Source organism: Streptomyces sp. NPDC058257 (assembly GCF_042881845.1).
GTDB lineage: Bacteria > Actinomycetota > Actinomycetes > Streptomycetales > Streptomycetaceae > Streptomyces.
In genome coordinates, this window is sequence record NZ_JBHVXJ010000037.1 from 17,845 (window position 1) to 38,319 (window position 20,475).

Annotated in this window: 24 protein-coding genes and 1 pseudogene; 11 read left to right on the forward strand and 14 right to left on the reverse strand. The window is 69.0% G+C overall.

The window, feature by feature from the left end:
* Positions 1-8: 8 nt before the first annotated feature.
* Positions 9-902, forward strand: a complete 894-nt coding sequence (locus tag ACFVXC_RS41270) for a helix-turn-helix transcriptional regulator (RefSeq protein WP_389916799.1) — start codon at positions 9-11, stop codon at positions 900-902.
* Between the two features lie 136 nt (positions 903-1,038).
* On the opposite strand, the gene ACFVXC_RS41275 is transcribed toward ACFVXC_RS41270, so the two are convergent.
* Positions 1,039-1,458 carry an ATP-binding cassette domain-containing protein gene (locus tag ACFVXC_RS41275; protein ID WP_389916801.1) on the reverse strand — a complete coding sequence of 140 codons (420 nt, stop codon included), beginning with the start codon at positions 1,456-1,458 and terminating at the stop codon, positions 1,039-1,041.
* A gap of 204 nt (positions 1,459-1,662) precedes the next feature.
* Between ACFVXC_RS41275 and ACFVXC_RS41280 the strand changes: the two genes are divergently transcribed.
* Positions 1,663-1,809 (forward strand): hypothetical protein, encoded by a 147-nt coding sequence (locus tag ACFVXC_RS41280; protein ID WP_389916803.1) that lies wholly within the window; start codon positions 1,663-1,665, stop codon positions 1,807-1,809.
* 152 nt (positions 1,810-1,961) lie between these two features.
* Positions 1,962-2,678, forward strand: coding sequence for an RHS repeat-associated core domain-containing protein (locus ACFVXC_RS41285; RefSeq protein ID WP_389916804.1), 717 nt, complete (start codon positions 1,962-1,964; stop codon positions 2,676-2,678).
* Between the two features lie 270 nt (positions 2,679-2,948).
* On the opposite strand, the gene arsB is transcribed toward ACFVXC_RS41285, so the two are convergent.
* The 3 genes from arsB to ACFVXC_RS41300 form a co-directional block, all read right to left on the reverse strand.
* Complete coding sequence (gene arsB, locus ACFVXC_RS41290; protein ID WP_389916806.1) at positions 2,949-4,064, reverse strand: ACR3 family arsenite efflux transporter; 1,116 nt, start codon at positions 4,062-4,064, stop codon at positions 2,949-2,951.
* Positions 4,064-4,369, reverse strand: coding sequence for an ArsR/SmtB family transcription factor (locus ACFVXC_RS41295; protein ID WP_389916808.1), 306 nt, complete (start codon positions 4,367-4,369; stop codon positions 4,064-4,066). Before ACFVXC_RS41295 ends, arsB begins: the two co-directional genes overlap by 1 nt.
* A gap of 198 nt (positions 4,370-4,567) precedes the next feature.
* Positions 4,568-4,738, reverse strand: a complete 171-nt coding sequence (locus ACFVXC_RS41300; protein ID WP_389916810.1) for a hypothetical protein — start codon at positions 4,736-4,738, stop codon at positions 4,568-4,570.
* A 165-nt stretch (positions 4,739-4,903) separates the two neighbouring features.
* Between ACFVXC_RS41300 and ACFVXC_RS41305 the strand changes: the two genes are divergently transcribed.
* Positions 4,904-5,323, forward strand: coding sequence for an arsenate reductase ArsC (locus ACFVXC_RS41305; RefSeq protein WP_389916812.1), 420 nt, complete (start codon positions 4,904-4,906; stop codon positions 5,321-5,323).
* A gap of 685 nt (positions 5,324-6,008) precedes the next feature.
* On the opposite strand, the gene ACFVXC_RS41310 is transcribed toward ACFVXC_RS41305, so the two are convergent.
* From ACFVXC_RS41310 to ACFVXC_RS41325, 4 genes are all read right to left on the reverse strand, one after another.
* Complete coding sequence (locus ACFVXC_RS41310) at positions 6,009-6,887, reverse strand: NAD-dependent epimerase/dehydratase family protein (RefSeq protein ID WP_389916814.1); 879 nt, start codon at positions 6,885-6,887, stop codon at positions 6,009-6,011.
* 498 nt (positions 6,888-7,385) lie between these two features.
* Positions 7,386-8,114 carry a DUF4097 family beta strand repeat-containing protein gene (locus ACFVXC_RS41315; protein ID WP_389916816.1) on the reverse strand — a complete coding sequence of 243 codons (729 nt, stop codon included), beginning with the start codon at positions 8,112-8,114 and terminating at the stop codon, positions 7,386-7,388.
* Between the two features lie 527 nt (positions 8,115-8,641).
* Complete coding sequence (locus tag ACFVXC_RS41320; protein ID WP_389916818.1) at positions 8,642-9,019, reverse strand: fic family toxin-antitoxin system, toxin component; 378 nt, start codon at positions 9,017-9,019, stop codon at positions 8,642-8,644.
* Positions 9,019-9,267 (reverse strand): hypothetical protein, encoded by a 249-nt coding sequence (locus tag ACFVXC_RS41325; RefSeq protein ID WP_389916820.1) that lies wholly within the window; start codon positions 9,265-9,267, stop codon positions 9,019-9,021. Before ACFVXC_RS41325 ends, ACFVXC_RS41320 begins: the two co-directional genes overlap by 1 nt.
* Positions 9,268-9,466: 199 nt before the next feature.
* Between ACFVXC_RS41325 and ACFVXC_RS41330 the strand changes: the two genes are divergently transcribed.
* On the forward strand, positions 9,467-9,703 hold the full coding sequence (locus ACFVXC_RS41330) for a chaplin (RefSeq protein WP_389916822.1): 237 nt from the start codon (positions 9,467-9,469) through the stop codon (positions 9,701-9,703).
* A gap of 474 nt (positions 9,704-10,177) precedes the next feature.
* Here the strand turns inward: ACFVXC_RS41330 and ACFVXC_RS41335 are convergent, their stop codons facing one another.
* Positions 10,178-11,320: an FAD-dependent monooxygenase gene (locus ACFVXC_RS41335; protein ID WP_389916824.1), complete on the reverse strand. Its 1,143-nt coding sequence runs from the start codon at positions 11,318-11,320 to the stop codon at positions 10,178-10,180.
* A 168-nt stretch (positions 11,321-11,488) separates the two neighbouring features.
* Here ACFVXC_RS41335 and ACFVXC_RS41340 point away from each other — a divergent pair, with 168 nt between their 5' ends.
* From ACFVXC_RS41340 to ACFVXC_RS41350, 3 genes are all read left to right on the forward strand, one after another.
* Entirely contained in the window at positions 11,489-11,824 is a 336-nt protein-coding gene (locus ACFVXC_RS41340; RefSeq protein WP_389916826.1) for an ArsR/SmtB family transcription factor, read from the forward strand.
* A gap of 45 nt (positions 11,825-11,869) precedes the next feature.
* Positions 11,870-12,136 carry a hypothetical protein gene (locus ACFVXC_RS41345; RefSeq protein ID WP_389916828.1) on the forward strand — a complete coding sequence of 89 codons (267 nt, stop codon included), beginning with the start codon at positions 11,870-11,872 and terminating at the stop codon, positions 12,134-12,136.
* A gap of 83 nt (positions 12,137-12,219) precedes the next feature.
* Positions 12,220-13,287 (forward strand): hypothetical protein, encoded by a 1,068-nt coding sequence (locus ACFVXC_RS41350; RefSeq protein ID WP_389916830.1) that lies wholly within the window; start codon positions 12,220-12,222, stop codon positions 13,285-13,287.
* Between the two features lie 284 nt (positions 13,288-13,571).
* On the opposite strand, the gene ACFVXC_RS41355 is transcribed toward ACFVXC_RS41350, so the two are convergent.
* A complete protein-coding gene (locus tag ACFVXC_RS41355) occupies positions 13,572-13,910 on the reverse strand; it encodes a hypothetical protein (RefSeq protein ID WP_389916832.1) in 339 nt (112 codons plus the stop codon).
* Positions 13,911-14,097: 187 nt separating this feature from the next.
* Positions 14,098-14,763 carry a DUF4232 domain-containing protein gene (locus tag ACFVXC_RS41360; protein WP_389916834.1) on the reverse strand — a complete coding sequence of 222 codons (666 nt, stop codon included), beginning with the start codon at positions 14,761-14,763 and terminating at the stop codon, positions 14,098-14,100.
* 377 nt (positions 14,764-15,140) lie between these two features.
* Between ACFVXC_RS41360 and ACFVXC_RS41365 the strand changes: the two are divergent.
* Positions 15,141-15,358, forward strand: a pseudogene (locus ACFVXC_RS41365) (IS5/IS1182 family transposase); the annotation flags it as partial.
* A gap of 111 nt (positions 15,359-15,469) precedes the next feature.
* On the opposite strand, the gene ACFVXC_RS41370 reads toward ACFVXC_RS41365, so the two are convergent.
* Positions 15,470-15,886, reverse strand: coding sequence for a nuclear transport factor 2 family protein (locus ACFVXC_RS41370; protein WP_389916836.1), 417 nt, complete (start codon positions 15,884-15,886; stop codon positions 15,470-15,472).
* Positions 15,887-16,206: 320 nt separating this feature from the next.
* Complete coding sequence (locus ACFVXC_RS41375) at positions 16,207-17,520, reverse strand: MFS transporter (RefSeq protein ID WP_389916838.1); 1,314 nt, start codon at positions 17,518-17,520, stop codon at positions 16,207-16,209.
* Positions 17,521-17,612: 92 nt separating this feature from the next.
* On the opposite strand from ACFVXC_RS41375, the gene ACFVXC_RS41380 reads away from it, so the two are divergent.
* Both ACFVXC_RS41380 and ACFVXC_RS41385 read left to right on the forward strand, forming a co-directional pair.
* Positions 17,613-17,762, forward strand: coding sequence for a hypothetical protein (locus ACFVXC_RS41380; protein ID WP_389916840.1), 150 nt, complete (start codon positions 17,613-17,615; stop codon positions 17,760-17,762).
* Between the two features lie 353 nt (positions 17,763-18,115).
* Entirely contained in the window at positions 18,116-19,447 is a 1,332-nt protein-coding gene (locus ACFVXC_RS41385; protein WP_389916842.1) for a PLP-dependent aminotransferase family protein, read from the forward strand.
* Here the strand turns inward: ACFVXC_RS41385 and ACFVXC_RS41390 are convergent.
* Positions 19,444-20,349 (reverse strand): methylmalonyl-CoA mutase family protein, encoded by a 906-nt coding sequence (locus tag ACFVXC_RS41390; protein WP_389916844.1) that lies wholly within the window; start codon positions 20,347-20,349, stop codon positions 19,444-19,446. The two genes, ACFVXC_RS41385 and ACFVXC_RS41390, sit on opposite strands and share 4 nt — an antisense overlap.
* Positions 20,350-20,475 lie beyond the last annotated feature (126 nt).

A 20,475-nucleotide genomic window follows, 5' to 3' on the forward strand; every position in this document is an offset into this window, starting at 1 on the left:
GTGAGGGGATGGCCACGATGGATCTACGCACCGAGATACGGGAGTTTCTCAGCTCGCGTCGCGCCCGCATCACACCCGAGCAGGCGGGCCTGCCCGCTTACGGCAACAACCGTCGGGTCAAAGGTCTGCGCCGCGAGGAGGTAGCGCTACTGGCGGGGGTATCGGTCGACTACTACGTGCGCATGGAGCGCGGCAGCCTCACCGGTGCCTCCGATGGCGTGCTCGAGGCGTTGGCCTCTGCCTTGCAACTCGACGAGGCCGAGCGTGACCACCTGTTCCACCTCGCGCGCCAATCCAGGGCACCCAGTGGCCCACGCCGACGTAGGCCTGCTGTGACAGTGCGCTCGACGCTGCAGCAGGTGCTCGACGCGATCTCCGATGCGCCGGCCTGGATCGGTAACGGCCGTTATGACGTGCTCGCCATGAACCAACTCGCTCGCGCGCTGTATTCACCGGTGCTGGCAGACCCGCGACGGCCCGCGAACACAGCGCGATTCGTCTATCTGAACTCCGAGGCGGCCGGAGATTTCTTTGTCGACCACGACCGAATTGCTGGTGACGTGGCCGCGAAGCTACGCATGGAGGCCGGCCGCAATCCGCACGACGAGGAGCTGATCGCCCTAGTCGGCGAACTGTCAACGTGCAGTGAGCTATTTCGGCAGCGGTGGGCATCCCAGGACGTGCGGCTGCACCGGTCCGGTCGCAAGCGTGTGCGCCATCCGATCGTGGGTCGGCTCGATTTGGACGTCGAGTCCCTGGAACTGCCCGCCGAACCCGGCCTGCGCCTCAATGTCTACACCGCACCCGCGGGCACCCCGACCGCTGACAATTTGGCGCTCCTGGCGTCATGGGCGGCCACCCAACAGACGCTGGCGACCGAGCTCGAAGCACACAACGGATAGTCCAACGCCTTCAGCCCTTGGTTACCGTGCGGAGTCAGTGCGCACAGATCCTTGAAATTGCGCATCGGGTGCGCGTCTCACGGGTACGTGCGCACCGGATCGCGGAACTTACAACAGCGACCTGAGCGCTGGACGTTCAGCGGTCTTGTGCCAGTTTGTAGAGCTCGGCGAGAAGCCCGCCACGATCCATAAGTTCCTGCCATGTGCCCTCTTCGCGCACCCGGCCGCCGTCGAGAACGATGATCCGGTCGGCAATCCGGGCATTCTCAAGGTTGTGCGTCACGAAGACCGCGGCCCTGCCCTCGGCGAGCCCTTTGAACCGGCTGATCACCAGGTGCTCGGCGCGCGCGTCCATCGCGGACGTCGGCTCGTCCAGCATCAGCATGGCCGCATCCCGGTAGAAGGTCCTAGCGACCGCGATACGCTGCCACTGCCCGCCGGACAGATCAGTGCCGCCCCAGTTGGAGCTCGCGACCAGAGTGTCCAGGCCGTAAGGCGCCTTCGCGATGACGCTGTCCGCCGCCGGCCGCCCGAGCAGCGTCCAAGAGCAGGGCATCGTCCTGCGTGCGGGGTTGGCCGAGGTGGATGTTGTCGCGCAGGTGCATGGGCCAGCGGGTGTAGTCCTGCGGAACGAGACCCACCCGCGGCCAGAGGCTGTGCGGATCGGCTTCGGCCAGGTCCACGGCGTCCCACGTCACCCTGCCGCCGGTGTTTGAGACGCGCAGGCCGTGAGCAAGCCTGCGTCACCTTGAACCGGTCCATGGACCACATGAGCGGCGTGCACTCCGTCCGCACCCGCAAGGCCGTGAAGAACATGCGGCGCGACCTCCGCCGTTTCCGAGCCCGAGGCATCCGCCCCGCCATCGAACTCGCCGAACGCGCCACTGCGTTCCTAACCGACGCCTAGCGTCCTACCGCCCTTGACCTCCGGCGCTGCCTTCCCTTGACGGCAGCGGCAGCGGCACCGGCGGAGTGTGGTGCTCAGGTGCTGCCTCCCGGGCTGGATCGGCGGCCTGCAACCGATCAGGTGCGGGGCCGCGGCCTAGGAGTTCTACGACCGTGACCAGAGCGGGCCCCGCCGGGAGGTCGAGCCTGCCCGTCATCGCAGTCCTCTCCGACCACCAGGGCACGTCCATGGCAGCCGTGGCCATGACCACCCTGGCCGTTACCCGCCGCAAGCAACTCCCCTTCGGCCAGACCCGTTCCAAAGACACCGAAAGCCTCCCCGGCACCTGCGGCTTCGTCGGCGGCACCAACGACCCCACCGGCCTGGTACATCTCGGAGCGCGAGAATACGACCCCGTCCTGGGCCGCTTCCTCTCCGTCGATCCGGTCATCGACGTCGACGACCCGGCCCAGATGAACGCCTGCTCCTACGCGCACAACAGCCCGCTCACCAAATCCGACCCGGACGGACTGCGTCCCATGGGCCCCACCGACCACGGCCCCTCCGGCGACGCGGCCTGGGGCGCCAACCCCTCCCACTACTTCATCGACGACAATACGCTCGCGCCGAAGTCCGCGCCTCAGCCATCGCCCGCGCCAAAGCCCAGGCCAAAGCCCGTGCCAGCCACGACCGTCGATGTCGTCGGCGGGGAAACGCGGCGGGCGCTGGGTGACCCAGGTCAGTTCGTGTCGCCCTCGACCCGCAGGAAGGCCCCGTCGCGGTGGACGCCGTGTACGGACAGAGGTCGTGTACGGACAGAGGTCGTGTACGGACAGAGGTCGTGTACGGACACCGGTCGGATGACGGGGAGTTCGTATCCATGCTCGTAGTCGATGCTCGTAGTCGGTGAGGTACTGGACGACATGCCCGGCTTCGGGAGAGGTCTCGCCGCTCTGCCGTGGCATCGGACGTCCCGGCAGGTACGAGAACGCGGCCGGGGGGGGCGAAGAGGTGGAGGGAGTCCCGGGCGTGCCGCCAGGCGCCGCCCGGCGTGAACTGGGCGTCGAGAATGACGAAGTCCAGACTGAGGCGGCACAGGTGGGAACCGGCAGCGAGCCGCGCCTGCCCGCCGCCGATCACCACCACATCCGTCGTGTGTGTCACGGGGTCGTCGTCAGGTCCTGGGCGCTGAACTTCTTGCGCCAGGCCAGGGCGACGTAGACCAGGCCGATCAGTACCGGCACTTCGATGAGCGGGCCGACGACGCCGGACAGCGCCTGGCCGCTGGTGACGCCGAAGGTGGCGATGGCGACGGCGATCGCCAGCTCGAAGTTGTTGCCCGCGGCTGTGAACGCGAGGGTCGCGGTGCGGTCGTAGGCGAGGCCTAGTCCCTTGCCCAGCAGGAACGTGCCGAAGAACATGACGGCGAAGTACACCAGCAACGGCAGCGCGATGCGTACGACGTCCAGAGGCTGCGAGGTGACGGTCTTGCCCTGCAGGGCGAAGAGGATGACGATCGTGAACAGCAGTCCGTACAGCGCCCACGGACCGATCTTCGGCAGGAACTTGGCCTCGTAGCCGGTGCGCCCCATCTCCTCTTCGCCGATGCGGCGAGTGAGGAATCCGGCGAGGAGCGGCACGCCGAGGAAGATGACGACGTTCAGCGCGATCTTCCACATGGAGATGTCGAGGTGCTCGCCGTCGCCGAGGCCGAGCCAGCCCGGCAGCAGGCCGAGGTAGAGCCAGCCGAGCAGGCCGAAGGCGATGACCTGGAAGACGGAGTTGAGGGCGACCAGGACGGCGGCGGCTTCGCGGTCGCCGCAGGCCAGGTCGTTCCAGATGATGACCATCGCGATGCAGCGGGCCAGGCCGACGATGATCAGGCCGGTGCGGTACTCCGGCAGATCCGGCAGAAAGATCCAGGCGAGCGCGAACATGACCGCCGGGCCGACGATCCAGTTGATGACCAGCGACGAGGCCATCAGCTTGCGGTCGCCGGTGACGGTGTCGAGCTTGTCGTAGCGCACCTTCGCAAGCACCGGGTACATCATCACGAGCAGGCCGAGCGCGATGGGCAGGGAAATGCCGCCGACCTCGATCTTCGCCAGGGCGTCGTTCATGCCCGGAATCAGCCTGCCAAGCCCCAGGCCGACGGCCATGGCGAGCAAAATCCACACGGCCAGGTAGCGGTCCAGGGTGGAGAGCTTGGCGACGATGCCGTCACCCGACGGTGCCGCCTGCTTCTCGCTCGGCGGCGTCGCGTCGGTGCGGGTCATCAGCAGGCCCTCTTGTTGTCAGCGGCAGTGCGGGCGGAGGCGGCCAGCTCGGCGAACTGCTCGGAGACTGAGGCCAGGACCTCGGGGCGCAGCTTGTAGTAGGTGAAGCGGCCGCACGGCTCGGTCTCGACCAGACCGGCCTCGCGCAGCACCTTCATGTGGTTGGAGAGGTTGGTCTGCCTGGCGCCGGTCTCCGCCACCAGGTGCGTCGTGCAGAGCGTCTCCTGGGCGAGCAGGGTCACGATTTTCAGGCGGAGCGGGTCGCCAAGAACCCGGATCACATCAGTGTCGACTGAAGTCAGCATGCGCTGATACTGTCACATCATTCGGAGCTGATACCAGTCCGGGCTGAACCGTAGGGCCCGCGAAAGGGTTCCCTCATGACCGCCTCCCTTCTCCCGCTCTTCCCCGACAAGCGGCTCTCGGCCGGAGTCGCCCGCCTCGCCTCCCGGCACGCGGGCCGCTCTCTCGGTGGAGAGCGTGCAACTGCGGCTCACGGACTCTTACCGGTACTGCTCACGGGCCCCTACCGGCGCTTGGCCGAGCAGTCCCGCGTCCGTACGCACCTGGTGATGCTCTCCGAGCGGCTCGCCGGCGAACTCCTGGACGCTCTCGCACACGTCGAGGGCACGCCGGGCCTCGGGCCGCCACAGGTGCTGTCTGTCTGCAGCCACAACGCCGGACGCCGGTCGCGGACCCCGAGGGCGCCGCCATCAGCGTCGTACGCACCATCCGGGACGCAACCGACGCGCACATCACCGACCTGCTCGGCACCCTGCCCCTGAACTGTCCTCGTCCGCACGCCTGTTGACCGCTCATTGCCTGTGAAGGAAGACCGCATGACCACCCCTCCCCTCTCCTCCGTGCTCTTCGTATGTGTCCACAACGCCGGGCGCTCGCAGATGGCCGCCGGATTCCTGGGCCACCTCGCGGGCGACCGGATCGAGGTCCGCTCCGCAGGGTCGATCCCCGGCGACCAGGTCAACCCGGCCGCGGTCGAGGCGATGAAGGAGGCCGGCGTCGACATCTCCGCCCAGAAGCCGAAGGTCCTGACCACCGAGGCCGTGCAGGCGTCCGACTACGTCATCACCATGGGCTGCGGCGACGCCTGCCCCATCTTCCCCGGCAAGAAGTACCTCGACTGGGCGCTGGAGGACCCCGCGGGCAAGGGCGTGGAGTCCGTGCGCCCCATCCGCGATGAGATCAAGACCCGCATCGAGGCCCTCATCGCCGAGATCGACACCAAGCCGGAGGACTGAGCACTGACCGACAGCGACGACAGGGCGACATGTACGAGGCCATCGTCATCGCGTACGACGCCTCGTGGGGGTGGGCACGTCTCTGACCTAGCGCTTCTGGAGGGTGGGCGACAGCGGCAGATCGGGGCAACGGCGCCCGAAAAGACGGTCGTGGGTAAGTACCAGCGTAGGTGCCGGCGTAGGTACCGACCTGACTACCGGCGTAGCTACCAGCCCCCTTGGGTAACCGCGGCGTCTGCGCAGGTCGGGCCCTGTGGGTATCCAGGTAACCGCACTGACACCTCTTCCCCCTTGAGGGGAGAGGTCATTTTTTCTTGTCGGCCCGGAGTGCCAGGCAGGTGGACGGCAAGGGCGAGGAGCTCCGGAGAGCAAGGAGCTCGAGAGAGCGAGAGAGCAAGCTGGACGATCAGGTGACCTGATCCCCTTCGGGTCCGCCGTGCCCGGCGGTCGCTGCGCTGAGTAAAGAGTGGATCCACACCTGGCCCGCCACCCTGCCGCGCGCAGCGCGCGGGTAGCGTCTCGCCGTTCTCCAAGCCTGCTGTCCCGCGCAGTTGAACACTGCGGCGCCGGGCATGGCGACCAGCGGAGCGAAAGGTGTCCCTTCGTAGGCTGCGCCGGGGTTGTGCGGAGCCACCTTGCGTCGTTGACCAAGGTGGCTCGATCTACCTTCCTCGGCGGACCCGGCTCAGGGCCGGGCGGCCGACCACTGCCTGAACGAAGCAGGCAGTGCTGGCAGGACATCGCTCTCCTGCGGGGTCCACCCCAACGCGCCCCGGGCGGCGGAGGCGTCGATGACCTCGTCACGGTCGAACACCCGGTACACCGGCTTCTCGTCCTCAACCGGGGCGAAGGTCAGAGCGTCGGTGCTGCCGACCGCCCTGGCAGCGGCTTCGACGACAGCCAGCGGGGCCACGGGATGTGCGTCGGCCAGCAGGTAGGTGCGCCCGTCATGTTCCTCGGGGGCACGCAGTACCGCCGTGTACGCACGCGCCAGGTCCTCGACGTGGATCCAGGACCACACCTTGTCCCGCCGTCCCCGGTGCACCGGCCCGGAGGATCGGGCCTCGCGGAACCAGTCCCCCACGATCGAACTGCGCGCATCACCGCCGTGCACCATCCCGGGGCGCAGCACGGTGTGCGGCAGCCCGGCACTGCGCAGTTCGGCTTCCAGGCGCGCACGTCGATTGCCGTCGTCGACGGGGGTCTGAGGCGTCAGCACCGCATGGGCGTGCTCACCGTAGACCGAGCAGCCGGTCGTATACACCAGATGCTGGCGGCGACCGGCGTCGGCGAGAGCACCGAACAGAGCACGATCGGCGCCGACGGGGTCATCCGGGTCGAAGGCGGTATGGACCACGGCGTCCGCACTCGCGAGTATCCCGCTGAGCACGGCACGGTCCGCGAGACGCCCGCGCAGCGGCCGGACACCGAGGTCCCGCAGCCCCCTCGCCCTGTCCGAGCCCGGATCCCGCGTGAGGGCATCGACCTCATGCCCCGCCCCGGCCAGAGCAACCGCAACAGCACGGCCGACATAGCCAGTTGCCCCAGTGATCAGTACACGCATCCCACGAGGCTAACCCGTACCCCGTTTGTTGTGGTGGCCGGGACTGTGCCTCACGGCGGTTGTCGCGGGCCGTGGAACCGTGCCGAGTATGTGCTACGCCGCCAAGACGCGTACGGGGAGGGCGTGCTCGAACGGCACGGCGGCCCGCACCTCCGGCAACGGGCGCCGTAACTCCGTTCCGTCCGGGGCGATGTACGCGACCTCGAACCCGGTCAGCGGCAGCCCGGCAGGACCTATTGCATCGTGGGCCAGCGGGTGAAGGCCCGGCCCCAGATGTCCTCCAGCGCCTCTTCGATCCGCTGCTCGCTCACGTCATGCCGGGCTACGTCCTTGATCGTCATAAGCCTCACCCAGGCAGCCGCCACTGACACCGCAGGGCCCAGCCGTGACCGTGTCCGGGGGCCTGGTGGTTGCCGGGAACGCTGGGCGGCGCACCGGGCAGAGGTTAGAACTCAAGCTGAGCTGGATCTTTATGGTCCGGTCGTTTCACTGCGCTCGTCAGGAGCGTTTGACGGTGATGGCGCCGCTGCCGGTGGTCAGGTCGAGCCGGTGCGTGCCGGACGGGTCGTCGGAGACTGCGATGTTTTTGCCGCCGCTGTCGCTCTTGGTGGTCACTCGGTATCGCCCGTCGGGCGTGGTGAGGGTGGCGGCGCCGCTGCCGGCCTCTACTTGGACATCCTGGGGCGAGGACACGGCGAGGTCGATGGCTCCACTGGAGGTCGTGGCGCTGATGGGTCCACCCTTGAGTCCGCGTCCGGTGATCGCGCCGCTGGAGGCCCGTACCTCGACCGACCCGTTGACGTCATCGAGGTCGATGGCGCCGGAGCTGGTGGTCACCTTCACCGCGCCCGTCCTGGACAGGCTGACCTCGCCGCTGGAGGTCTCACCGGTCACCGGGACGCCCGCCGGTAGGTCGACCGTGTAGGCCACCGAGCAGTCGTCATCGCAGCCGCGGAGCACCAGGACACCGTTCTCGATGCGGTGCGTGGCCCCTGCCGGGCGGTCTCCGCCGTATTCCACGTAACGGTGCAGGTTCACCTCGATGGCGCCCTCCTTGCCGCGCAGGGTGATCCCGCCGGAGCCGCTGTCCAGCCGCACGGAGGTGATCTTCTGCGACAGCGTGGTGTCATCCTCGAAGTTCTCCCTGGCCAGGCCGCATGCGCTGATTCCGCCGACGGCAACTCCCGCCGTCACGAGGGCAGTGAGCAGACGAAGGCGCGCACGCATGGACTTTCCACCGTTCTTGAGGGGTTGTCAGGCAGTTCCCTCGCGGGGAATGCCCAGCGAGGCTATGCGCCGGATTGGAGCGTGACCATGGGGTAAACCCCCGGGTTCCTGGAGGCACAATCACCGCCGGATTCCGGGGTGTTCCAGGCCGGGTGAGGTGCTGTCCACGAGGGTTCGCCCAGGCCCCGCCGCCCGGTGGCAGTCTTCCGGGGAGGACTTCCCCGAGAGCGTCTCCTTGGGGTTGACGCTCGTCCTGGGCCTGACCCGGCGACGCTACCTCGCCCCGCCGACCGACCACCGTCAGGAGATACTGATGGGCTGCCCTGGCCAGTTCCGCCGCCCGCAGTGAGCGTCGGCTCTCACCGGGAGTTCCTCGATCTGTGCTACGACCTGCACCGGCAGGCCGGGGGGCGGCTGTCGGCGCGGCGCCTGGCCGGGCTCGCCGGGCTGCCGCACAGCACCGTGTGCAAGTTCCTGGCCCATCTCGCTGTTCGTTCCGTCATTCCAATTCCCTGCCCGTGCCGTCGTCAGCTGGAGGTGGGCCAGGAGCGCAGGAGCTGGGCGACCTTGTCAGCGGTGCAGTCACGGCTGAGGAGGAGATCCCGCAGGGCGACAGCGTCATCGTGGTCGGGTTTGACCGTGACACCAGAGGCTTCCAAGTACATGACGCCGGTAGCGGCCGCGACGGCGAGGTTCGAGCGCTCCAGCCAGCGGCAGCGGCCCAGGACGTGCACCAGTGCCGCGGCTCGCGCGTAGGGGCCGTCGTAGACGGGGGTTTCGAGGAGCTCGGCGCGGTGGCAGGCGACAGCGGCAACGGGGATGCCGTAGTCGTCCGGGGCCGGGTCACCGGCCCCGGCCAGTTGCGCGACCTGCAGGATCCAGGGGACGTCGACGTGTAGATCCATTACGCGGCGTGCGCTCCCGGTGCGGCGGTCTGCGCGTCGCGGGGCGCTTCGGCTTCGTCGAAGACGTGCTGGTGGTCCGCCAGGAATCGGCCGGCCGCCTCAAGACCCCGGGCGCGCAGGCCGCTCGCGTCTTCAAGGACCAGTTGGGAGATGTAGTCCCCGACCGCCATGCCGCGCTCCTTGGCCCGCGCCGCCGCGAGTTCCTTGACCTCGGAATCGACCCGTGCACCGAGCTGTGTCTTTGCCATACCCCTCACGGTAACACTTGTTACCAAGAGGGGGTGTCCGCCCCGGACAGACCTCGAGAGGAATTGCCGCCTCGGCCGGGTGCTTCGTCTTTGTGGGCCTGAGCGGGTGACGTGGTTGGTTCCATCGGGGCACGGGCGTTACTCCGGTCGTCGACGGGAGAACGTGTTGAGTGATCACCTCACGTGAAGGAGCTCACCCATGCGTATTCGTACCGCCTTTGCTGCCGCTGCTCTGGCTGCCACCGCCGTGCTCGGGGGTGCCGGAGCTGCAATTGCCGACGCCGGCGCGGAAGGTGCCGCCGTCGGGTCGCCCGGTGTCCTCTCCGGCAACAACATTCAGGTCCCGGTGCACGTCCCGGTCAACGCGTGCGGCCTTGGAGTGAACGTCGTCGGGCTGCTCAACCCCACGACAGGCAACACCTGCGCGAACAGCTGACCAGCCACGTCAGACCGCAGGGCCCGCCAGTTCAGTACGGTTGTGGCCGGGCACGTCGCCTTCCCTTCTCGGTGGCGTGCCCGGCCTGCCTGTGTGTGAGCCGGGGCAGCCAAGTCGGAACAGGCCCCCGCCATGCTGCAGCCCCGCTGAACCTTCTAGTGCTGCTCCACCGTAGGAGTAGTGCAGGGTTGGAGTACTGCCTCTTCACCAGTCGCAGGCCGCGGAAGGGCACCCCAGATGATGCCGCCGACGCCTTGTCCGCCCAGCACTTCATCTCCGCTTCGCGGGGGCGTAGTCACCGGCAGCGCCCTTGTCGTGTACCGGGAACGGTGGGTGAGGTCGGCAGCAGCCGACCGCCGCATCGGCGATGACCTGCCACGCCGAGCCGGGATCGTCGGACATGGTCGCGCCGACCCGGCTGGGAGCTGCCGCGGAGCTGCGCACCGACCGGTGGCCGGTCGGTGTGGACCCGGTCTAGCGGTTCGCGGCTTCGCGGGAAGCGATCCGGTTCGTGCGACCGACCGCGCGGCCCACCGCGTTGCGCACCGCGAGGCCCGGCCGGGTGCGGGGCACCATGAGCCTGGAGAGCAGACCGACGCGTCGCTGCCGCGGACCTACCTCGCGGCGGAGCCGCGACTCGTAGGCGGCAAAGGCGCGGGCGTGATCACCGGGATGGGCGGCGAGCTCTTGTGCGAGGGCGTAGGCGCCCGCCATCGCGATGCTGGACCCGTCGCCCAGCAGGGCTGTCGCCGCCGCCGCGTCGCCGAGCAGTACGACCCGTCCGCGGGACCACGAGGGCACCCGGACGGTAGTCAGGGGGTCGAAGAACGGAGCCGGGTGGTCGAGGAACGCCGCCACGAGTTCCGGTGCCCGCCACCGCACGTCGGCGTAGGCGTCGGCCACGGTCTGCTTGTGAAGGGCGATGTTCTTGCGGTCGTGGGGCGCCGGCTGTTCGGCCCGGAAGGTGAAGATCGCGAGCGGAGTGGTCCGCGAGGGATGGACGACCAGCATCCGGTTCGGCACCGTCAGCATCGTCATCTCACTGGGGTCCTCGATGGCGTCGGGTTCCAGCGGCACGGTCGCGCCGTACAGGCCCAGGTCGCTCGCGAACTGCCGCTCGGGTCCGAATACCAGGCGCCGTACTGTGGAGTGCATCCCATCGGCACCGACTACCAGGTCGTAGCGCCGTGGCGCGGACCGCCGGAAGGTGACGTCGACCCCGTCTGCGTCCTGGTCGAGAGCAGTGACCGTGTCATCGAACACGAACTCGGTCTCGGTCTGCGCCGACCGGTGGAGCACCTCGGACAGGTCGGCTCGGGTCACCTCGACCGTCGGAGCCCCGTCCGAGGTGAGCGGGCGTTGCAGGATTCGCCTGCCGTCGGGGTCGAGCAGGGTCAGTGACCGATTGCGGGTGGCGAGTCCGCGGAGCTGCGGGAGGATGCCCATGCGGTCGGCGACCGGGATCGCGGGCCCCTTCACGACGATCGCGCTGCCACCGGAGCGCAGCCGGCGGGCATGTTCGATGACCGTCGGCCGGTATCCATTCCGGGAGAGCCAGTATGCGAGTGCGGGCCCTGCAATTCCGGCACCGACTATCAGCACCTCGGGCTTCTTCATGACGATGGCCTTTCGGAGTTCGGTGACCAGGTCCCCGGCGAGTGCCGGGCCGGGTCTCAGACGGCGGGGGCACGGGGCGGCACAACCGGACCAGGTACGAAAGAATTCGTACCTCAGTGGAGCACAACCTTCAGGTACGATTCAAGTCGTACCTGAAGGAGGTGCCGCGTGGCCGGGAAGAACCTGGTCGGCCCTGAGGCCGCTCTGCTCGACCTGGGTGTGGTGTTCCGCGCCCTCGCCGATGAGCACCGTCGTTCGGTGATGACGGAGTTGGCCGCCGATCGCAGCGACAACGAGCGGGGCTGCAACTCGTTCGATCTTCCGATCTCGAAGCAGACCCAGACCCACCACTTCCGGGTCCTACGCGAGGCAGGTCTCATTGACGAGATCGACTACGGCAACCGCAAGGGCATCCGGCTGCGACGAGCGGACATCGAGAAGAGATTCCCCGGGCTGCTCGCGCTCCTGGGAGCAGAACCAGCGGGCAGTACCGCTCCTCGCTGAGCACAGGCCAGGAAGGCCGTCGGCGCCCACGGTGTCGCCCACGCCGTGTGGGACCGGCTCAACCCCATCGAGCGCGACGGCATCGCCTCGATGCCGCGCGCCATCCTGTCCGCGCCGCAGCCCGCCGCGCGGAGTCCCTGGCCCTCACGGGTCGGCAGTCGGCGGGATCTGACCCGCGGGGTCCAGGGTTGCCTGAGACGCGGTGCCACGCGCTGCCTCAGAAGACTGTGGGCGCCGCAGCGTGCGGCGCTCCCCATCGCCACACGAACGCGCTGGAGACGGTGCGCAGAAGGCTGGGGGCGCTCTGGCTGACGAAAGCTGTCAGGTCTCGTACGATCCCACTTCAGGTGGGGGCCAAGAGGGGGGTGCGGCCAGTGCGCCGCTTTGTGATTGCTGTGCTCAGCGCAGTCCTGGCGATGACGGTCGGCGGATGTGCGACGGACAAGGGCACGCGTCCGACGGCGCGTCAGAGCGGGACCAAGTCCGGGCTGTGGTTGCCGGTGGGCCACACCGGCAACCCCGGGAACCTGTACGGCGTGGTGGCTACCGGCACGCAAGAGGCATGGGCGGTGGGAGACGAGAACGGCGAGCCGGTCGTCATGCGGTGGCGCGGCGAGGCATGGACGGGTGTCGGGGTACCCGGGCGGCTCGGCCTGAACAGCCTGCGCGTGGTGGCGGCCTCGGGGCCGGGTGACGTGTGGGTCTTCGGTACCGCGAGGCTGACCGGCGGCCAGGAGTCCCGGGCGGCGCGGTGGAACGGCAGCCGGTGGACACCCGCCTGGCGTGAGCCCAACTCCTTGGTGGATGCGGCAACCGTCGCGGGGCCCGGCGACGTGTGGGTGGCGGCTCGGCGGCGGGGCGGTGAGGGCACCTGTCGTTCGTTCCTGCGGCACCATACGGCTGCGGGCTGGTCGGCCGTTCCCCTGCCGTCGGTGATGTGCGTGCATGCCCTGCATGCCCTGTCGCCTCGGGACGTCTGGGCCGTGGGCGAGGGCCGGGGCCGACCGGTAACTCTGCACTGGGACGGGCGGAGGTGGCGCACGGTGCCGCTGCCGCCCGCTGTCGCGGGGCCGACCGGAGAGCTGCGCGGTCTCGCCGCACAGTCGCCGACGCAGCTCTGGGCGGTCGGCCGCACGGGTCGAACGGGGGGCGTCGTCGGGCCTGTCGCGGTGCGCTGGGACGGGCACAAGTGGGTGAGTGTGATCGGCTCCGGCATCGCCGGGAAGTTCGCCAATGCCGCCGCCGACGGGCATGGCGGGGTCTTCGCCTCCGCATTCTCCGCGGGCGGAGACGATCTGGTCTTCCACTACGACGGCCGGAACTGGTCGAGCGAACACGTCGCCCCCGACCACTCGATCACCGGCCTTGCTGTCATCCCCGGCACGTCCCGGGTCGTAGCCGTGGGCGTCTGCTGCAACGGCTACGACGAGGACACCAGTGGCAAGATCTGGATGCGCCGCTGACGATCTGCGGCTGGTCACCGCCCGACTCGGATGCATCAACAGGTCATCGACGTCCGCCTCGTGGCAGCCCGCCGCACTCGTTGCCCACCCCTGGCTTTCGTTCCCCTGTCCGACGGGGGAAACGGGGCCGCGTTCCATGTCCTGCCGTGATCGGGCCATGTGACGATCGGCGCGGGAAGACGCGAGCTCCACGCCCACGCACGGATGACCGAACCGCAAGAAGCTGTGCCAGAAGCCGTGCCAGACGCCGTGCGCCGGGCCATGACGGAAGTCGCTTCAACCGGTCACAGACCGGCGATGCCCCCAGCCCTCTTCAGTACGGAGCCCAGCTTGTCCACCACGCCGTCGCGCCGCCTCGCGCGCGTCGCCCTGTCCGCCGGCACCAGCCGCGCGGCTGCCTGCACGGCATAGTCGTCCGGGTCGCCGAAGGCAGTACGCGGGGGCTCTCCCGTATCCGCGCAGTGCGCCGTGACGTCCTTGACCGCCTGGAGCACGACTGCCCGGTCCACGCCCGGCTGCATGGCCAGCCGTACCTGGAAACGCGCCATCCACTTCTCTCGGTCCTTCTCCTTCTCCTGCTCCTGCTCCTTCACCGCGTCCGTCGCCTGCTCCCTCTTCGCCATGTGCTGTCCTGGGTGATCTGCAGCTATCCGTCATGGAGTCGGACGCCGGGACATCGAAGTGAGTTCCGGAAGCGAGAAACTGATGAGCTTCGGGTGACTGCCGGGAGCCGCACCAGCTCCACCGGCCGGTCCTCCACTGTCACAGAACGTCATCACAGATCACGGGTGCTGACACAGATTCCAAGCCCTACTTGGTGGTGTGGGTGGGGTAGACCTGGACGTCGGTGTAGGCGCCCTTGATGTCTCCCGCTGCTGCGGGCCAGTCCAGGGTCACGGAGTGGGTCTCGTTGGGGGGCGTCACCTCGATGTTGGTCGGGCGCGCGAGGCTCTCGCCGCTGCTGTCGATGTCGTAGGCGAGGTTGAAGACGGCGGCGTCACCGGCCTTCAGGGTGGTGATACGCGGCTGGGCCTGGCCGCGCTCGATGGGGTTCGAGGTGTTGTCGACGTCCTTGATGTCGACGCCCGCGAAGCCGGTCGCCGAGCAGGTGGCCGAACCCCGGTTGACCATAGTGATGTTGATCCTGCCGGAGGCCTCGTCGGGCGCCGCGTCCGTGGCGTCGATGGCCAGGTCCTCCGTCTTGCAGAACGTGACCTTGCCGCCGGTCTGCGCCGCACCGTTCGCAGCAGCCTCTGCCTTGGTGTCCTCACCGGAGCCCGCCTTCGCGTCACCGGCCTGCGAGCCGCCGGAGCCCGAGCCACTGTCCGGCTTCGAGCCACCCTCCGAGGACGAGGAGGAGGACGAGGAGCCCTTGGAGGACGAGTCCTTGCCGGAGTCGTCACCGCCACAGGCGGTGAGCGAGAGGCTGGCGGCGACGCCGAGGGCGGCGAGAGCGGCGATACGGGTGTGCTTCATGGTGTCCCCCTCCAGGGGTAACGCGGTGCGTGCGGTCTGAAGTATTTGTATCCCGCACCGAGTTACAGGCCATTCCCAGCGACGTCTTCGTTCTGTCACAGGCGCCTCGCCCGATGCTTCGGTCACGGCAGCGTCAGGATCGAGTGGCTGGCGATGCCGCGCCAGATGACGTGAGGGGGGGGGCAGGGCAACGTGCTGGCCCGTACTGCCAGGTGGCCCGTACTGCCAGGTGGCGCGTCCTGCGGGGCCGGTGCCCATGGGCCAGGTGAGTTCGTAGATACCGGGGAACCCGCTGAGGTGCTTGACCCGTAACCCCGGGCGGAACAGGCCGGTGCGGAGGTCGGGCACGAAGGCGTCCACGACGTCCCGGTGGCCGGGGCTTCGGCCCTTCGGGGGTGGCCGCGTTCCGCCGGTTCACCGAGTGGACCGGGGCATGAGTGTGAGCCATGCTCCACCGCCTGGTCCTCAACAGGCTCGGTGCCCAGGGCGAGTTGGACTGGTCTCGGTGCGCGATCGACTCCGTCGGCGTCCGCGCCCTCAAAGGGGGCGGCTGACGGGACCGAATCCGACCGACCGCGGCAAGACAGCCGGGCGGACACCACAGCCGTGCCGGCCATCGCCTCCTCACGCATGTCGTGATCAACGCTGCCTTCGGTGTCACGGGCGGCTCGGGACACCGAGGATGTCCGCATCGGCTACCCAAGCATCAGCTCGTGAGTGCCTCGTGCGGGAAGGACGAGGTGACGACGCGACTGGCGAACTTCCACTGACCCGCGACCCGGACGTAGCGATCGCTGTACGTGACGTGGGCGCGCGCGTAACTGCCATCGGTCTTCACAATTTCAACGAGACAGTTGACCCGGCCTTCACCATGGTCACCCTCGATGCTGGTGATCAGGTGGTTGAACATCATGTGGACGACGTTCGTGGAGTTGGCCATCAGGGTGTCGCGGAAGAAGACGCGGATCGCCTCGCGGCCTTCGAACAAGCCGAGGCCGGTTTCGGTCTCGTCCAGGGTGCCGTCCTCGGCCCAGCAGTCGACGGACTCGTCAAGCTGCCCGGAGTCGAAAGCAATCGCGTAGCGACTATTGAGGTCCAGGATCTCTGCACGGTTATCGCTCATGCCGGAACTGTACGTTTGCGAACAGGATCAGAACCGGAGCGCACCCGGCAGTCCGGTCGCCGCGGGAAACGGTCTGATGTCAGGACAGGACGGCGCCGATGATCGCGACCACGACGATGAGCAGGAACATCGTCCTGACGAAACACATCAGTGCGCCAACACCGCGGCGGCCCGAGCGGAAAGAACCAGATGGGACGCCGCCGCGCAGCAGGCTAGGGGGCTCTGCGCCTGCATCGGCAACCTCTGGACAGTCCGCGGCTCCGGTGTCAGGCCCGGCGGATAATGCCTGGTCAGCATGAACGTTGCGGGCTGTCTCGCACCTAGCGCACCCTGAGCTCCGCCTGCCGTACCCCGTCGGAGAGCAGGGCGATGACGGCGGCGCCGGCGCTGATCGCGGCGCCGACGAGGAACATCGGTGTGACGCCGACCGACGCCGCCGCAAGGCCGAAGAGGGGGAAGACGAGCGGGGCGAGGCCGACGTGGGAGAGCGCGAGGACCGCGGCGACCCGGCCCTGGTAGGAGGCAGCCGTGTTGTGCTGGATCAAGGCGATCGACAGGCCGCCGCACACTCCGCCCACCAGGCCCGCGAAGCCCGCCACCGTCGCGGCGCCGGCCACGGTCGGCAGCAGCCCGATGGCGCCGATCGCGGCGGACGCCACGACGAGCGCGGCGGCTTGGGCCATTCCGGCGCGCCGGATCCGCCCCATGAGGGAAAGGCCGATGGCCCCCACCCCGGCGCCGACCGCGAACGCGCCGAGTATCCAGCCGATGCCGGTGGCCCCGAAGCCCCGGTCCTTGGCCAGCAGGAACACACCCATCTGGAGCGGCGGCATGAACCCGATCTCGCTCAGCGCGGTGGCGAGTACCAGGGGGCCGACGATCCGGTGGCGTCTGATGTAGCGCAGCCCGTCGGTCAAGTCCCGCCAGGGGCTGGCGACTTGGCCGACCGTCTGGCTCGGCGGCAGCGGTGCGACGCGTACGGAGACGAGCAGGACCAGGGAGAGCGCGAACAGCGCCCCGGCGAACGCGAACGCCGCCTCCCCGTGGTGGGCGAGTGAGAATCCGGCCAGGGGCGGGCCCACGGCCTTCCCGATCCGGATCGCCAACTGCCGCAGGCCGACGAGGCGGACGACCTCGTCGGGGCCGGTGAGCCGTGGCGGGAGTGCGCCCACCGCCGGCATGAACGCGGCGTCCACCACCCCGAAGACCAGCGCCACCACGATCAGCAGCCACAGCTCGGGGGTGCTGAGCCACAGCAGGGCGGCGACCGCGAGGATCACCGCGGCCCGCAGGGCGTCGGAGCCGATGACGACCTTGCGCGGATCGAACCGGTCGGCGATCACTCCGCCGACGAGCATCAGCAGCGCCCGGGGCACGGCGCCGAGCGCCAGTACGATGCCGACCTGTGCGGGGCCCGCTAGCTGGGCGGCGGCCCAGCCGAGGGCGAGGAAGTAGACACTGTCGCCCACGATGGACGCGAAGTACGCGGTGAGCCAGCGCAGCACATTCGTGTCGCGGTGCGCGGGCCGCGACACGGACTCCGCGGTCGCGTCGGAAGGAACGAAGGCGCCGGGCTCGGCAGGGGGCACGGAGCCGCCGAACTCGATTGGTCCGGCTATGTCGGCATCAGTCACAGTCCCGGATCTTCACGTCAAAGTTCCTGCGGGGCAAGGGCTTTCATGAATCTGACGTCTGCGTGCCTGACGCCTGCGTGTCTGACGCCTGCATGTCTGACGTCTGCGTGGCCGGGTCGGCGACGGGCCCTGCCACGCGGGTGGCAGGGAGAGGCAGGGGCAGGGCGGCGGGCCGGAAGTCCGCCGACCGTGGCTCGGCGGCATTCGGACCGCTCGCCCTCGTCTCCCTCGCCTTCACCTGAATCGCCTTCACCTGGGTCGCCTTCACCTGGGTCGCCTTCACCTGGGTCGCCTTCACCTGGGTCGCCTTCACCTGGTGCCTGGGCCTCACCCTCCTCGGCTACCGCTGGTCCACCGCACAGTTCAACCAGGGCCCCAAGTAGGCAACATGAGCGGGGGCCCGCCCTCCTCAGCCCGTCCGTCCCGCCGAAGGCGGCGCACCCGACATCCCGTCGGCGTGCGCCTCCTCCCTCATGCCGCCCCCATTCGTTCCGTAGTGCGCCGCGAGGCGGATTTGAGCGGTTCACGAGCGGGGGCACCCATGCTGCCTGGCGAGGCTGAACCAGATTGGGCTGTATCGGCGGACGGACAGATCATGCTGATGTCGAACGACGAGGTGACCGGGCGCGCCCCCGCGACAGCGCGGAGCCGCGGCAACGTCCTCGACCCGCACCTCGACCGGTATGCCGCGCGCACCGCGGGCATGACCGCCTCGGAGATCCGGGCGTTGTTCGCGGTCGCCAGCAGGCCGGAGGTGGTCTCGCTGGCCGGCGGCATGCCGAACCTGGCCGCGCTGCCGCTGGACACCCTCTCGACGCAGGTCGCGCGGATCATCGCGGAGGACGGTCTGACGGCACTGCAGTACGCGTCGGCGCACGGTCTGCCGCTGCTGCGGGAACAGATCTGCGACGTGATGGCCCTGGAGGGCATCACGGCGCACCCGGACGACGTCGTGGTGACGGTCGGCTCGCAGATGGGCCTCGACCTGGTGACCCGGCTGTTCTGCGACCCGGGTGACGTGGTGGTGGCCGAAGGCCCCTCGTACGTCGGTGCGCTGGGCTCGTTCGCCGCGTATCAGGCGCAGGTCGTGCACGTGGCGATGGACGAGCACGGCCTGGTGCCGGAAGGGCTGCGGGCAGCTCTTCGGCAGGCCAGGATCGCCGGGCAGCGCGTGAAGCTGCTGTACACGATCCCGAACTTCCACAACCCGGCCGGCGTGACGCTGGCGGTCGAGCGACGAGCGGAGATCCTGGAGATCTGCCGTACGTACGACGTGCTGGTGGTCGAGGACAATCCGTACGGTCTGCTCGGCTTCGAGGGACAGACCTACCCGGCGCTGCGCTCGCTGGACCCGGACAATGTGGTGTACCTGGGATCGTTCTCGAAGACGTTCGCCTCCGGCCTGCGGGTCGGATGGGTCCTCGCACCCCACGGGGTACGGGAGAAGCTGGTGCTTGCCACGGAGTCGGCGACGCTGTGCCCGCCCACGCTGAACCAGATGATCGTGTCGCGCTACCTGTCCACGCACGACTGGCAGGGCCAGATCAAGCTGCTCCGGGAGAGCTACCGCGAGCGCCGCGACGCGATGCTGTCCGCGCTGGAGCAGTACCTGCCTCCCGGCTGCACGTGGACGGAGCCGGACGGCGGGTTCTACGTGTGGCTGACTGTGCCGGAGGGCGTGGACACGAAAGCGATACTGCCGCGTGCGGTGGCCGCCGGAGTGGCGTACGCGTCGGGTACCGGGTTCTACGCGGACGGGTCCGGCTCCCGCCAACTGCGGTTGTCCTACTGCTATCCGACGCCGGAACGGACCCGCGAGGGAGTGCGCCGCCTTGCCGCGGTCCTGGAGTCCGAGACGGACCCCGCGCGCGCCTTCGACGGCATGGGCTCCCGCCAGTTGCGGATACCGGCGCCGCGGACGCGCTAGTCGGCCGGTACGTACGCGCCCCACACCTCGCGCAACGCGTCACAGACCTCGCCGACGGTGGCCCCGCCGGCGAGAGCCTCCCGCATCGGATAGAGGACGTTGCCCGTCCCCGTCGCCGCCTCCTGCACCAGCGACAACGTGGCCGCCACGCGGTCGGCGCACCGCCAGGCGCGCAGCTTGGCCAGGCGCTCGGCCTGCCGGTCCTCGATGTCGTCCGCCACCCCCTCGCCGACGTACGCTCCCGCGAACGGATCGGACGTGGCCGACGGCCCGAGGTACCCCAAGCCGTCCCCTTCGCGCGTCACACGGGCCCAGATCCTGCGCGCGGAGCGGGACCTGACGATCGCGCGCGCGGACGTCGCACCCGCCTCGGCCATGTGGTGGCCGGAGCCGGAGACCGAGATGATGTCCCACTTCGGGATCTCGGCCCGGCAGTACCCGAAGATGTCCGCGATCAGGCGCAGCGACGGCTCGGGCGGGAAGATGTACGCCCCGCGCGCGATGTAATCCTCCACGGCGTCGTTCTGTATCCGCCCCGTCAACCGGTCGGCCGGGACGCCCTGCTCCTCGGCCACCAGTTGGTAGAGCAGGAGGAGCAACGCCGCTGGGGCGTCGATCGCCAGCGACGTCGACACCTCACCCAGCGGGATGCCGCCGAACAGGACCCGCATGTCGTCGATCGAGTCGATCGCCACCCCGGCCTTGCCGACCTCGCCCGAGGCGATCGGGGCATCCGAGTCGTGGCCCATCTGCGTGGGCAGGTCGAAGGCGACCGACAGACCCGTCGTGCCGTTCGCGATCAGCTGCTTGTACCGGGCGTTGGACTCGACGGCCGTACCGAAGCCCGCGTCCTTGCGCATCGTCCAGGGGACCCCCGGCTCGCCTGCTCTGGTGCGGTTCATCGCTTCCCACTCCTTACGACGAGGACCGGCGGCCGTCAGCCGGCGACGGTCCAGGTGTCGCCTCCGGCGAGGAGTGCGGCGAGGTCGCCTTTGCCGTTCTGTTCGATGGCGGTGTCGAGTTGGTCG